Genomic DNA, 12,791 nt, shown 5'->3' with positions numbered 1-12,791 from the left:
ATTACACGTTATTCCCTTACTAGTCCTTAGGCCTTGTCGCCGCCCTCTTCCTCAGGCGCCTGGTAGGTCGTGAAGAAGAACGGATCCGAAGCGGGTTCGGCGGGGATCTCCGGATTGACGAAGGGTTCGACGTCCTGCGGAACGAATTCCTGCGTGACGCGTTCCAGCTTCTCCGCGAGTTCCTTCGCGCGGTGCGCCTTGTGGTACGCGAGACCGGTACCGGCCGGGATCAGGCGGCCGACGATCACGTTTTCCTTCAGGCCGCGCAGTTCGTCGCGCTTGCCCATGATGGCGGCTTCGGTGAGCACTCGGGTCGTTTCCTGGAAGGACGCGGCCGAGATGAAGCTGTCCGTCGAGAGCGAGGCCTTCGTGATGCCGAGCAGGATGTTTTCGTACGTGGCGGGACGCTTGCCGAGCGCGATCACGCGATCGTTTTCGTCGAGCATCTCGCTGCGTTCGACCTGCTCGCCCATGATGAAGTTCGTGTCGCCCGGATCGGCGATCTGAACGCGGCGGAGCATCTGGCGGACGATGACTTCGATGTGCTTGTCGTTGATCTTCACGCCCTGCAGACGGTACACGTCCTGGACTTCGTCGACGACGTAGCGCGCGAGCTCTTCGATGCCGAGGAGTCGCAGGATGTCGTGCGGATCGACCGGACCGTCGACGATTTCCTCACCCTTCTGGACGACCTGGCCGTCGTGAACGAGCACGGTCTTGTCCTTGCTGATGAGGGTTTCGTACGTGTTCCCTTCGCTGTCCGTGATGATCAGGCGCTGCTTGCCCTTCGTTTCGCGGCCGAACGTGACCGTACCCGTGACTTCGGCGAGCATGCCGGCGTCCTTCGGGGAACGGGCTTCGAAGAGTTCCGCGACGCGCGGCAGACCGCCGGTAATGTCTCGGGTCTTCTGGGATTCGGTCGGGATGCGTGCGAGCACCTCACCCATGCCGATCTGCTGACCGTCGCGGACGACCACGAAGGCGCCCACCGGCAGCTGAATCGTCACGGCGTGGTCCGTACCCGGGATCTTGACTTCGTTGCCGTTTTCGTCGAGGAGGTGGACCAACGGACGGAGCACGCCCGCGCTCGAACCCTTGCCGCTCTTGGCGGAAGACTTCTTCGGGTCGATGACGACGAGGCTCGAAAGACCCGTCACTTCGTCGACCTGGTTCATCACCGTGACGTTCTCGATCACGTTCTCGAACTTGATCGTACCGGCGTATTCCGAAATGATCGGACGGGTCATCGGGTCCCACGTCGCCAGCTGCTGACCGGCCTTGATCGGCTGGTCGACCTTGACGAGGAGCGTCGCGCCGTAGGGCACCTTGTGGCGCTCACGTTCGCGGCCGTGGTCCGTGATGACGATTTCGCCGGAACGCGAAATCACGACGAGTTCGCCCTTGTCGGACTTCACGAAGCGCATGCCGGCCGAGTACGACACCGTACCCGCGGACTTCGCTTCGACGCTCGAGGCGACCGCCGCACGCGACGCCGCACCACCGATGTGGAACGTACGCATCGTGAGCTGCGTGCCCGGTTCGCCGATCGACTGCGCGGCGATGACGCCCACGGATTCGCCCGCGTTGACGAGCGAGCCGCGGCCGAGGTCGCGCCCGTAGCACTTGGCGCAGAGACCGTAGCGCGTTTCGCAGGTGAGCGGCGTGCGCACCTTGACCATGTCGATGCCGCGTTCGTCGATCAGATCGCAGCAGTCTTCATCGATCAGCGTGCCCGCGGCGATCACGACCTGGTTCGAATCCGGGTCGATCACGTCTTCGGCCGTCACGCGGCCCAACACGCGGTCGCGCAGAGCCTGGATGACTTCACCGCCTTCGACGAGGGCGCGCATTTCGACGCCGTTCTTCGTGCCGCAATCGTCTTCGACCACGACCAAGTCCTGCGTGACGTCGACGAGACGGCGCGTGAGGTAGCCGGAGTTCGCGGTCTTCAAGGCCGTGTCCGCGAGACCCTTACGGGCACCGTGGGTCGAGATGAAGTACTGCAGAACGTTCAGACCTTCGCGGAAGTTCGCGGTAATCGGCGTTTCGATGATCGAGCCGTCCGGCTTCGCCATCAGGCCTCGCATGCCGGCCAACTGACGGATCTGCGCGGCAGAGCCTCGGGCACCCGAGTCGGCCATCATGTAGACGGAGTTGAAGGATTCCTGACGGACCTTCTTGCCGTGACGGTCGATCGTGGGCTCGGTCGAGAGCTCCTGCATCATCACCTTGCCGACCTGGTCCGACGTGCGGCCCCAGATGTCGACGACCTTGTTGTAGCGTTCGCCCTGCGTGACGAGACCCGAGGTGTACTGCGCCTCGATTTCCTTCACTTCCTGTTCGGCGGCGCGCACGAGCTGTTCCTTCTGCGCCGGGACGGTCATGTCGCCCACGCAGATCGAGATGCCGGCGCGCGTCGACAGACGATAGCCGTTGTCCTTGAGCTTGTCGGCAAACATCACCGTCGCACGCAGACCGCACTGGCGGAAGCAGCGGTTGATGAGGCGGCCGATTTCCTTCTTCTTCAGGGTGACGTTGAGCTCCTTGAAGCTCATGCCTTCCGGAAGGATTTCGGAAAGGATCGCGCGGCCGACGGTCGTCTCGTAGCGGACGATCTTCGGCGTCTTCTCACCGGTTTCCTTGTTGAGGTCGTATTCCTTGATGCGCACCGTGCAGCGCGTCTGAAGTTCGACGACCTTGTTGTCCCAGGCGCGCTGAACTTCGGCGACGTCCGCGAAGAACATGCCTTCGCCCTTGCCGTTGATCTTCTCGCGGGTGGCGTAGTAGAGACCGAGCACCATGTCCTGAGAGGGCACGATGGACGGATCGCCGTTCGCCGGGAAGAGCACGTTGTTCGAAGCCATCATCAGGCTGCGGGCTTCGAGCTGGGCTTCGAGCGACAGAGGAACGTGGACGGCCATCTGGTCACCGTCGAAGTCGGCGTTGAACGCCGCGCAGACGAGCGGGTGGAGCTGGATGGCCTTGCCTTCGATGAGCTTGGGCTCAAAAGCCTGAATGCCGAGACGGTGCAGCGTCGGAGCGCGGTTCAGCATCACGGGATGCTCGAAGATCACCTCTTCGAGGATGTCCCAGACCACCGCTTCCTGGTTTTCCACCATCTTCTTGGCGGCCTTCGGCGTGGGCGCGAGACCGCGCAGCACGAGCTTGTTGTAGATGAAGGGCTTGAAGAGCTCAAGCGCCATCAGCTTCGGCAGACCGCACTGGTGCAGACGCAGTTCCGGACCGACCGTAATCACGGAACGGCCGGAGTAGTCGACGCGCTTACCGAGAAGGTTCTGACGGAAGCGGCCCGACTTGCCCTTGATCATGTCGGCCAAGGACTTGAGCGGACGCTTGTTCGCCCCGGTCATCGCCTTGCCGCGGCGGCCGTTGTCGAGGAGCGAGTCCACGGCTTCCTGCAGCATGCGCTTTTCGTTGCGCACGATGATGTCCGGCGCCTTGATTTCGAGAAGGCGCTTCAGACGGTTGTTTCGGTTGATGACGCGGCGGTAGAGGTCGTTCAGGTCCGAGGTCGCGAAGCGGCCGCCGTCCAACGCCACGAGCGGGCGCAGGTCGGGCGGGAGCACCGGCAGGACCGTCATGATCATCCATTCGGGCTTGATGCCCGAGCGCTGGAAGCCTTCGAGAACCTTGAGGCGCTTGGCGTACTTCTTGATCTTCGCTTCAGAGGACGTCGCACGGAGCTCTTCGCGGATCGTTTCGACTTCGCGGTCGATGTCGATCGTGCGCAGAAGTTCGCCGATGGCTTCCGCACCCATCATGGCGCGGAAGTCGTCGCCGAATTCGGCCGTCATCTGGATGAATTCCTCATCCGTCAAGAGCTGGCCGCGCTCGAGCGTGGAGAGACCCGGGTCGACGACGATGTAGGCCTCGAAGTAGAGGACGCGTTCGATGTCGCGCAGCGGGATGTCGAGCACCATGCCCATACGGCTCGGCAGGCTCTTCAGGAACCAGATGTGCGCGACCGGGCTCGCCAGGTCGATGTGACCCATGCGTTCGCGGCGAACCTTGGCGAGCGTCACTTCAACGCCGCACTTCTCGCAGATCACGCCGCGGTTCTTCAGACGCTTGTACTTGCCGCAAAGGCACTCGTAGTCCTTGACCGGCCCGAAGATCTTCGCGCAGAAGAGACCGTCGCGCTCCGGCTTCTGGGTACGGTAGTTGATCGTCTCCGGCTTCTTGACTTCGCCGTAGGACCAGGAGTGGATCTTCTCAGGGCTGGCAAGACCGATGCGGATCGCATCGAAATGATCGTCCTGCTGGACCTGATTGAAAATGTCATTAAGCGCAGTTTTCATCGCTTAAGCTTCCTCTTAGTTCTTCACGAGGTCGATGTCGATACCCAACGACCGGATTTCCTTGACGAGCACGTTGAAGGACTCGGGCATGCCGGCTTCAATCTTGTGGTCGCCCTTGACGAGGTTTTCGTAGACCTTCGTACGGCCGTTCACGTCGTCGGACTTGACGGTCAGCATTTCCTGCAGCACGTAGGACGCGCCGTAGGCTTCGAGGGCCCAGACTTCCATTTCGCCGAAACGCTGGCCGCCGAACTGGGCCTTGCCGCCCAAAGGCTGCTGCGTGACGAGCGAGTACGGGCCGGTCGAGCGGGCATGCATCTTGTCGTCGACCAAGTGGTGGAGCTTCAGGTAGTGCATGTAGCCCACCGTGACGGGACGTTCGAACGCTTCGCCCGTGCGGCCGTCGTAGAGCGTCGCCTGCGTCTTCGCGGGCGTCAACTCCAGGCGCTTGGCTTCGTCGTCCGGGAACGCGAGGTCGAGCATCATGCGGATCTGCTCTTCGGTGGCGCCGTCGAAGACCGGAGTCGCAAACGGGACGCCGTTCTTGAGGTTGTTCGCCATCGCGAGGATTTCATCATCCGTGAGGCTGTCGAGATCCTCGGTCTTGCCCGTACGGTTGTAGACCTCGTTGAGGAATTCGCGGATCTGGCGGACGGTCTCGGTCTTCAACATCTGTTCGATGCGCCAGCCGAGGCCCTTCGCCGCCCAGCCGAGGTGCACTTCAAGCACCTGGCCGATGTTCATACGCGAAGGCACGCCGAGCGGATTGAGAACGATGTCCGCGGGACGGCCGTCGGCCATGTACGGCATGTCTTCGACCGGGCAGATCTTCGAGACCACGCCCTTGTTCCCGTGACGGCCGGCCATCTTGTCGCCGGGCTGCAGGCGGCGGCGTTCGGCGATGTAGACCTTGACCATCTTCAGCACGCCCGGCGGGAGTTCGTCGCCGCGGGTGAGCTTTTCGGACTTGTTCTTGTACTTCGCGGCGTTGGCTTCGCGGGTGTGTTCGATCGTCTGGCGCGTGAGTTCGATGAAGTGCATGCCTTCTTCGTCCTCAAGGCGCAGGTCGAGGAGCGCGTAGCCCTGAACCTGTTCGAGCACGTCGGCCGTGAGCACGCGGTCCTTCGCAAGACCTTCGAGCGCCATCGTCGCGACGACCTTGCGGCCGACCAACTGGCGGCGCAGACGGTCGAAGGCGTCGCGCTCCACGATGCGGAGCTGGTCGTCGAGGTCGCGGTGGTACTGCTTGAGCGCTTCGTTGATGATGCTCTCGGCACGCTTGTCGCGCTTGACGCCGTCGCGCGTGAAGACCTGAACGTCGATCACGGTGCCGGTCATGCCGGAGGGGACGCGCAGCGACGTGTCCTTCACGTCGGAAGCCTTCTCACCGAAGATCACGCGCAGGAGCTTTTCTTCCGGCGTGAGCTGGGTTTCACCCTTCGGCGTGACCTTGCCCACGAGAACGTCGCCGGCCTTGACTTCCGCACCGATGTACACGATGCCGGATTCGTCGAGGCGCGAGAGCTGGTTCTCGGAGAGGTTCGAGATGTCGCGGGTGATTTCCTCAGGCCCCAACTTCGTGTCGCGGGAGACGACGTTGAGCTCTTCGATGTGGATCGACGTGTAGCGGTCGTCCGCAACCACGCGCTCGGAGATCAAGACCGAGTCTTCGTAGTTGTAGCCGTTCCACGGCATGAACGCGATCAGCATGTTCTGGCCGAGCGCGAGCTCGCCCGTGTCGGTCGAAGCGCCGTCGGCGAGGACGTCGCCCTTCGCGACCACGTCGCCCTTGACGACGATCGGACGCTGATTGATGTTCGTCGACTGGTTCGAGCGGGTGAACTTCTGCAGGTTGTAGATGTCCACGCCGGTTTCGCCGGCGATGCTCTCATCGTCGTTCACGCGGATGACGACGCGGTTCGCGTCGACATAGTCGACGACGCCGCCTCGGCGGGCCTGAACCGTGGTCTTCGAGTCGACCGCCACCGTGCGCTCGACGCCGGTACCGACGACGGGCTTTTCCGGACGGAGGCAGGGCACGCCCTGACGCTGCATGTTCGCGCCCATCAAGGCACGGTTCGCGTCGTCGTGTTCGAGGAACGGAATGAGGGCCGCGGCGCAGGAGACGATCTGCGACGGCGCCACGTCCATGTACTGGATGCGGTCGGGCGAGGCGAGGATCGTTTCACCGTTGTCGCGGGCGCTCACGAGTTCCTGCGTGAGGCGGCCGGTTTCGTCCATCTCGGCGTTGGCCTGAGCGATGACGTACTTGCCTTCCTCGATCGCGGAGAGGTAGTGGATCTCGTTGGTCGCCACGCCGTCGACGACCTTGCGGTACGGCGTCTCGAGGAAGCCGTACTCGTTCAGGCGCGCATAGAGGGCGAGCGAGTTGATCAGACCGATGTTCGGACCTTCAGGCGTTTCGATCGGGCAGACGCGGCCGTAGTGCGTGGAGTGCACGTCACGGACTTCGAAGCCGGCGCGTTCGCGCGTCAGGCCGCCGGGGCCGAGCGCGGAGATGCGGCGCTTGTGCGTGATCTCGGAGAGCGGGTTCGTCTGGTCCATGAACTGCGAGAGCTGGCTCGAGCCGAAGAACTCGCGGATCGCAGCCGAAATCGGCTTGGAGTTGATGAGGTCCTGCGGGGTGAGACCGTCGCTTTCGGCCTGGTTGAGGCGTTCGCGCACAGCTCGCTCAACGCGCACGAGGCCGGAGCGGAACTGGTTTTCGGCGAGTTCGCCGACGCAGCGGACGCGACGGTTGCCGAGGTGGTCGATGTCGTCCACGCCGTTGACGGCGCAGGTGCGGACTTCGCCCATTTCGTCGATGAGTTCGACCTCATCCTGACCGTTGCGCAGCGCAACGAGCATGGCCATCGTGTCGACGATGTCTTCCTTCGTGAGGGTCATCGGGCCCGTGGGCTCGGCGCGGCCGAAGCGCGCGTTGACCTTCATGCGGCCCACGCGCGACAGATCGTACGCGTCGGCGTCGAAGAAGAGACGGTCGAAGAGCGCCTCCACGGCTTCTTCCGTGGGGGGTTCGCCCGGACGCATCATGCGGTAGATCGAGACGCGTGCCGCGAACTGGTCGGGCGTGTCGTCGAGACGGAGCGTCTGCGAGATGTAGGCGCCGTGGTCGAGCTCGTTCGTGAAGAGCGTCTCGATTTCGGCGACGCCCGCGCCGCGCAGCGCCGCGAGGACCGCATCCGTGATTTCGGCGTTGGCGTTCGCGATGATCTCACCCGTCGATTCGTCGACGATGGTCTTCGCGAGGGTGCGGCCGAGGATGTAGTCGTCCGGAACGGGAATTTCGGAGATGCCGGCCTTGGCGAGGTCGCGCACGTGCTTCGCCGTGATGCGCTTGTCGCGCGGCACGATGATCTTGCCTTCGTTGTCGACGATGTCGAACGACACCGTCTGGCCCTTCATGCGCTCGGGCACAAAGGGGAGCGTCGCGCCCAGGGGCTTCAGGCTGAAGCGGTCGAATTCGAAGAAGCGCTCGAGGATTTCCTCGGCGGTGTAGCCCAGGGCCTTCAGGAGGATCGTGCCGGGCATCTTGCGGCGACGGTCGACGCGGAAGTAGAGAATGTCCTTCGCGTCGAATTCGAAGTCAAGCCACGAGCCGCGGTACGGAATCACGCGCGCGGAGAAGAGAAGCTTGCCGGACGAGTGCGTCTTGCCCTTGTCGTGCTCGAAGAAGATGCCGGGGGAGCGGTGCAGCTGGCTGACGATGACGCGCTCGGTCCCGTTGACGATGAAGGAGCCCTTCTCCGTCATGAGCGGGATTTCGCCCATGTACACGTCGTTTTCGCGGATTTCCTTGATCGTGCCGGGTTCGGCGGCGTCACGGTCGTAAATCTCGAGGCGGATCTTCGCGCGCAGGCGGCTGCTGTAGGTGAGACCGCGCAGCTGGCACTCGGCGACGTCGAATTCCGGCTCGGCCAAGGTGTAGTCCTCGAACTTGAGGCAGGCGTAGCCGTTGTTGCTCAGGATCGGGAAGATGGAGGTGAACGCGGCCTGCAGACCGACGTCTTTGTTCCGTGCGGCAGGGGGCACGTTGTCCTGCAGGAAGTCTTCGTAGGAGCGAAGCTGGGTTTCGAGCAGGGAGGGCACTTCAAGGACGCTCGGACGAGAGGCAAAGCTCTTCCGGATGCGCTTCTTTTCAGTGAACGAGTACGACATGGAGACTCCGTTCGGCACTAGGGGCACCAAGGACACGAGGGGATGAGGCGGCGGACCTGAGGAACGCGGAAACTATGGACGCCGAAAAGCCGCTCGGCACTTCAGTTTTTGGACTGAGTCCGCGCGGCAGAGGTTGCAACGACTTGATTGAGTATAAAACGCGTTCATCAAGGCGGCTTTGATCTGGGCTCCGGTAGGAAATCGTCTGCCGGGGGCAAGATCAAAGCCTCCTTTCGGAGGCTTTGAGAGCCTGGGCAAAGCGGTCGGTTATTATCGCTCGCTTCACCCGGGCATTTCAACCAATTCGGAAGAATTGTTGAATTACTTGAGGACGACCTTGGCGCCGGCTTCTTCAAGCTTCTTGGCCGTGGCTTCGGCGTCAGCCTTGGGCATGGCTTCCTTGACGGTCTTCGGGGCGCCTTCGACGAGGTCCTTGGCTTCCTTGAGGCCGAGGCCCGTGAGTTCGCGGACGACCTTGATCACGGCGATCTTGTTCGAACCGGCGGATTCGAGAACGACGTCGAATTCGGTCTTTTCTTCAGCAGCGGCGGCACCGGCGGCAGGAGCGGCGGCAACGGCGACGGCGGCGGCAGCGGCGGAAACACCGAACTTCTCTTCCATCATCTTGATGAGTTCGGAGATTTCGAGGACGGTCTTGGAAGCGATCGCTTCGAGGATTTCTTCATTGGTAAGGGCCATTTTGTGACTCCAGATTTACGTAGTGTGAATTGATTGGTTGTTTAGGATCAGGCGGCCTGATCCTTGGCATCGCGCACGGCAGCCACGGTGCGCACGAAGCGCGCCGGGACTTCGTTGATGGTGCGGACGAACTTCGCGATCGGCTCGTTCATCGTGGCCATCAACTTGGCAAGGAGTTCTTCGCGGCTCGGCATCGAGGCGAGGTTCTTGACGGCTTCCACGTCCATGACGAAGTTGGCCATCGCACCGCCCTTGATAACGAGCTTGTCGTTGTCCTTGGCGAAGTTGACGAGAACCTTGGCGGCGGCGACGGGGTCGGCGGAGAACGCATAGACGAGCGGGCCGACGAACTGGTCGGCAAGCCCGGCGAACTCCGTGCCTTCCACGGCACGACGCACCAACGTGTTCTTGACAACACGCAACGTCACGTTGTTCTTGCGCGCATCCGCGCGGAGCTTCGTGACGGCCTCAACGCTCAGCCCACGGTATTCGGCGATGACGATCGCGGAAGAAGCGGCGACGATGCCGGAGACTTCCTCGATGACAGCAGCCTTATCTTGACGATTAAGACCCATGGTCTGGCTCCTAGAAATAGTGCCGCTCATCCGACGGATCGGACGAACCGCACCGGTTCGCAAAAAACCGGCATCCTGGGAGTTTTTGAGCTGAATTCATCTTCGTCCTTCCCTGCCCCATCGGACGGGTCCGGACGCTTAAAACACAACGCAATTTCTCTTCGGTTGCCGTCTGCGCTGGACATCTTGGCGGTCTCCCCCGCGGCGCCGGAAGTGGGCCCGATGCGGGAGGCACAAGACAATTAAAAGCGTTCTTCGGTCGCGGGCGCCGCACTAATTGCGCGCTTCCCGCACCAGCGTCCACGGAACGCTCTCCAGCGGTCTTTGACAGCAGCCCTGCCGTCCGCATGGACGACGGGGCCACCCAAAGCCCTTGAGGCCTCACGACCTCAATGAACATCCCTCCCCGAGGGGAGGGTTCGACGGCACGCCCTGGTAGAAGCGTGCCGCCGCAGGAGTGTTCGCCCCTGAAAAACGGACTGTCTTAAGACAATCAGGCGTTGTTGACGGAACCGACGTCAACACGCACGCCGAGGCCCATCGTCGAGGAGACAGCGACCTTGCGGAGGTACTGACCCTTGGCGGAGGCGGGCTTCAGCTTGTTGAGCTGCTCGATGAGCGCAGCAAGGTTCTTCTGCAGGCGTTCGGCTTCGAAGGAAGCACGGCCGATCGGGGCGTGGATGATACCAGCCTTGTCGGCGCGGAACTGGACCTGACCGGCCTTGGCGTTCTTGACGGCCTGAGCAACGTTCGGCGTGACCGTGCCGACCTTGGGGTTCGGCATGAGGCCGCGCGGGCCGAGGATCTGACCGAGCTGACCGACAACGCGCATGGCGTCGGGCGAGGCGATCACGACGTCGAAGTCGAGTTCACCGGCCTTGACCTTGGCGGCGAGGTCGTCGAAACCGACGATGTCGGCACCGGCTTCACGGGCGGCGTCAGCGTTGGCGCCCTGCGTGAACACGGCGACGCGAACGGTCTTGCCCGTGCCTTCCGGCATCACGACGGCGCCGCGGACGGCCTGGTCGGACTTGCGGGGGTCGATGCCGAGCTGGATCGCCACGTCGATCGATTCGTCGAACTTGGCGGTCGCGGCGGACTTGACGATGTTGAGCGCGTCGAGGGCGGGGTAGACCTTGCCGGCCTCAACCTTGCCCTGGAGGGCCTGCATGCGCTTCGTAAGCTTAGCCATTACATACCCTCCACGATGATGCCCATCGAACGAGCCGAACCGGCGATCGTGCGGACGGCGGCGTCAAGGTCGGCAGCCGTAAGATCGGGTTCCTTCGTCTTGGCGATTTCTTCAGCCTGCGCACGGGTGATCTTGCCCACCTTGTCGGTGTGCGGACGGGCGGAGCCCTTCTGGATCTTCGCCGCCTTCTTGATCAGGATCGTGGCGGGCGGGGTCTTCATGATGAACGTGAAGGACTTGTCCGCGTACGCCGTGATCACGACCGGGATCGGAAGACCGGCTTCCATGCCCTGCGTCTTGGCGTTGAAGGCCTTGCAGAACTCCATGATGTTCAGACCGCGCTGGCCGAGCGCCGGGCCGATGGGAGGCGAAGGATTGGCCTTACCCGCAGGAACCTGCAGCTTGATAAAGCCGACGATTTTCTTAGCCATTTGGTAAAAATCCTTTTTGGGTTCAAGCGCTTCCGACGCCGGGCTTCGGCGTGTTCGGCTCCCCAGTGAGGTGAATCAAGAAGCGCGACTATACACGCACGGAAATTGCCGTGCAAGCGAAAGTCCCGCTTTTTTTAAATCTTCTCGACTTCGTTGAAGGCGAGGTCGACCGGCGTGTCGCGGCCGAAGATCGAAACGTAGACGTTCAAGCGGCTCTTGTCGTAGTCGACGGCGTCGACGCGACCCGTAAAGTCCTTGAACGCGCCCGACTTGACGCGGACCTGTTCGCCGATTTCGAACTCGATCTTGGGACGGGGCTTCTCGGCGGAGATCGAGGCCGCGTTCATGATGTTGGCGACTTCGGCGTCGGAGAGCACCACGGGGTTGTTGTTCCCGAGGAATTCGATCACGCGCGGCGTCGAGTTGACGAGATGCCACGTGGCGTCGTTCATCTCCATCTCGATGAAGACGTAGCCCGGGTACATGCGGCGTTCGCTCGTGACCTTGCGGCCGTTGCGCACTTCCTGCACGCGTTCGATCGGAAGAAGCACCTGACCGAAGCTCTCACGCAGATCGCTGCGCGCGATGCGTTCTTCAAGAGCGTTCTTGACGCTCTTTTCCATCGAGCTGTACACGTGCAGCGTGTACCACTTCATGTTCTCGCTCATGTGAGTCTCCGAAGGGTGCGGTTAGATGGAGAGACGAAGGAGCACGTCGTAGAGGCCCCATTCGATGATCTTGTCCACCAGGAAGAGGAAGAAGGCCATGACGATGACGAAGGCCATCACCATGCCGGTCGTGTTGAGCGTTTCCTTCTTGGTGGGCCAGACGACGCGACGGAGTTCCTCGTAGGACTGGCGGCCGTAGGCAAGAAGACGCTTGCCCGAGGGCGAGAGCCAGGCGAGCAACACGGCGAGCACGAGGCCGCCGGCGAGCACACCGAGACGCACGGAGAGCGGCTGTTCGGTGAGCAGCGCGAAGGCGATCACGCCGGCGAGCGCGGAGAGCACGGCCAGCGTCACGAGAATCACGTCGGACTTCGTCGTGACGGTTTCCACGTTTTGGTTGTTCATCACGGTTCCTTGATGCCGGAGCGGGTCGCTCCGGATGAGGATTGGGAATTCGGAAATAACTTGTGATTTTATCCGTTCCGGCGCGCCGATGTTGCCGTTTCGGCGGGGATTTTTCGCGTCTTCCGGACAAACAAAAGCCAGAACGCTCTCGCGTCCTGGCTTTTGAATTTTGGCAGGGGCAGAAGGAATCGAACCCTCAACCTACGGTTTTGGAGACCGTCGCTCTGCCGATTGAGCTATACCCCTGTCGGAGTCGGCGAAGTTGAAACCTCGCCGACTTCAGTGATCATTACTCGATGATCGAGGCGACGACGCCGGCGCCG

Annotated in this window: 8 protein-coding genes and 1 tRNA gene; all 9 read right to left on the bottom strand. The window is 62.2% G+C overall.

Going from position 1 to position 12,791, the window contains the following annotated elements; genetic code table 11:
• Positions 1-26: 26 nt before the first annotated feature.
• Entirely contained in the window at positions 27-4,319 is a 4,293-nt protein-coding gene (rpoC, locus tag HMPREF9440_RS00815; RefSeq protein ID WP_008540555.1) for a DNA-directed RNA polymerase subunit beta', read from the bottom strand.
• 15 nt (positions 4,320-4,334) lie between these two features.
• Positions 4,335-8,498, bottom strand: a complete 4,164-nt coding sequence (gene rpoB, locus HMPREF9440_RS00810) for a DNA-directed RNA polymerase subunit beta (protein WP_008540554.1) — start codon at positions 8,496-8,498, stop codon at positions 4,335-4,337.
• A gap of 321 nt (positions 8,499-8,819) precedes the next feature.
• Positions 8,820-9,197: a 50S ribosomal protein L7/L12 gene (rplL, locus tag HMPREF9440_RS00805; RefSeq protein WP_008540551.1), complete on the bottom strand. Its 378-nt coding sequence runs from the start codon at positions 9,195-9,197 to the stop codon at positions 8,820-8,822.
• 47 nt (positions 9,198-9,244) lie between these two features.
• The gene (gene rplJ / locus HMPREF9440_RS00800) at positions 9,245-9,772 is read right to left on the bottom strand and encodes a 50S ribosomal protein L10 (protein ID WP_040763150.1); all 528 of its coding nucleotides are present in this window, start codon (positions 9,770-9,772) and stop codon (positions 9,245-9,247) included.
• Positions 9,773-10,265: 493 nt separating this feature from the next.
• A complete protein-coding gene (gene rplA, locus HMPREF9440_RS00795; RefSeq protein WP_008540549.1) occupies positions 10,266-10,964 on the bottom strand; it encodes a 50S ribosomal protein L1 in 699 nt (232 codons plus the stop codon).
• Positions 10,964-11,395 (bottom strand): 50S ribosomal protein L11, encoded by a 432-nt coding sequence (gene rplK, locus HMPREF9440_RS00790; RefSeq protein WP_008540548.1) that lies wholly within the window; start codon positions 11,393-11,395, stop codon positions 10,964-10,966. The genes rplA and rplK overlap by 1 nt, the downstream gene beginning before the upstream one ends.
• A gap of 134 nt (positions 11,396-11,529) precedes the next feature.
• Positions 11,530-12,063 (bottom strand): transcription termination/antitermination protein NusG, encoded by a 534-nt coding sequence (gene nusG / locus HMPREF9440_RS00785; RefSeq protein WP_008540547.1) that lies wholly within the window; start codon positions 12,061-12,063, stop codon positions 11,530-11,532.
• A gap of 21 nt (positions 12,064-12,084) precedes the next feature.
• Positions 12,085-12,468 (bottom strand): preprotein translocase subunit SecE, encoded by a 384-nt coding sequence (gene secE / locus HMPREF9440_RS00780; protein ID WP_008540546.1) that lies wholly within the window; start codon positions 12,466-12,468, stop codon positions 12,085-12,087.
• A gap of 170 nt (positions 12,469-12,638) precedes the next feature.
• A tRNA-Trp gene (locus tag HMPREF9440_RS00775) sits at positions 12,639-12,714 on the bottom strand.
• Positions 12,715-12,791 lie beyond the last annotated feature (77 nt).

The sequence above is a fragment of the Sutterella parvirubra YIT 11816 genome (assembly GCF_000250875.1).
GTDB classification, from domain to species: domain Bacteria; phylum Pseudomonadota; class Gammaproteobacteria; order Burkholderiales; family Burkholderiaceae_F; genus Sutterella; species Sutterella parvirubra.
The sequence above is the reverse complement of the archived record's forward strand: the minus strand, read 5'-3'. Positions and strand labels throughout refer to the sequence as shown.

Excerpts from the sequence above, each read along its gene's own strand:
- secE (WP_008540546.1), bottom strand. The coding sequence starts at position 12,468 with ATGAACAACCAAAACGTGGAAACCGTCACGACGAAGTCCGACGTGATT.
- rplK (WP_008540548.1), bottom strand. The coding sequence starts at position 11,395 with ATGGCTAAGAAAATCGTCGGCTTTATCAAGCTGCAGGTTCCTGCGGGT.
- rplL (WP_008540551.1), bottom strand. The coding sequence starts at position 9,197 with ATGGCCCTTACCAATGAAGAAATCCTCGAAGCGATCGCTTCCAAGACC.
- rpoB (WP_008540554.1), bottom strand. The coding sequence starts at position 8,498 with ATGTCGTACTCGTTCACTGAAAAGAAGCGCATCCGGAAGAGCTTTGCC.
- rplJ (WP_040763150.1), bottom strand. The coding sequence starts at position 9,772 with ATGGGTCTTAATCGTCAAGATAAGGCTGCTGTCATCGAGGAAGTCTCC.
- rplA (WP_008540549.1), bottom strand. The coding sequence starts at position 10,964 with ATGGCTAAGCTTACGAAGCGCATGCAGGCCCTCCAGGGCAAGGTTGAG.
- nusG (WP_008540547.1), bottom strand. The coding sequence starts at position 12,063 with ATGAGCGAGAACATGAAGTGGTACACGCTGCACGTGTACAGCTCGATG.
- rpoC (WP_008540555.1), bottom strand. The coding sequence starts at position 4,319 with ATGAAAACTGCGCTTAATGACATTTTCAATCAGGTCCAGCAGGACGAT.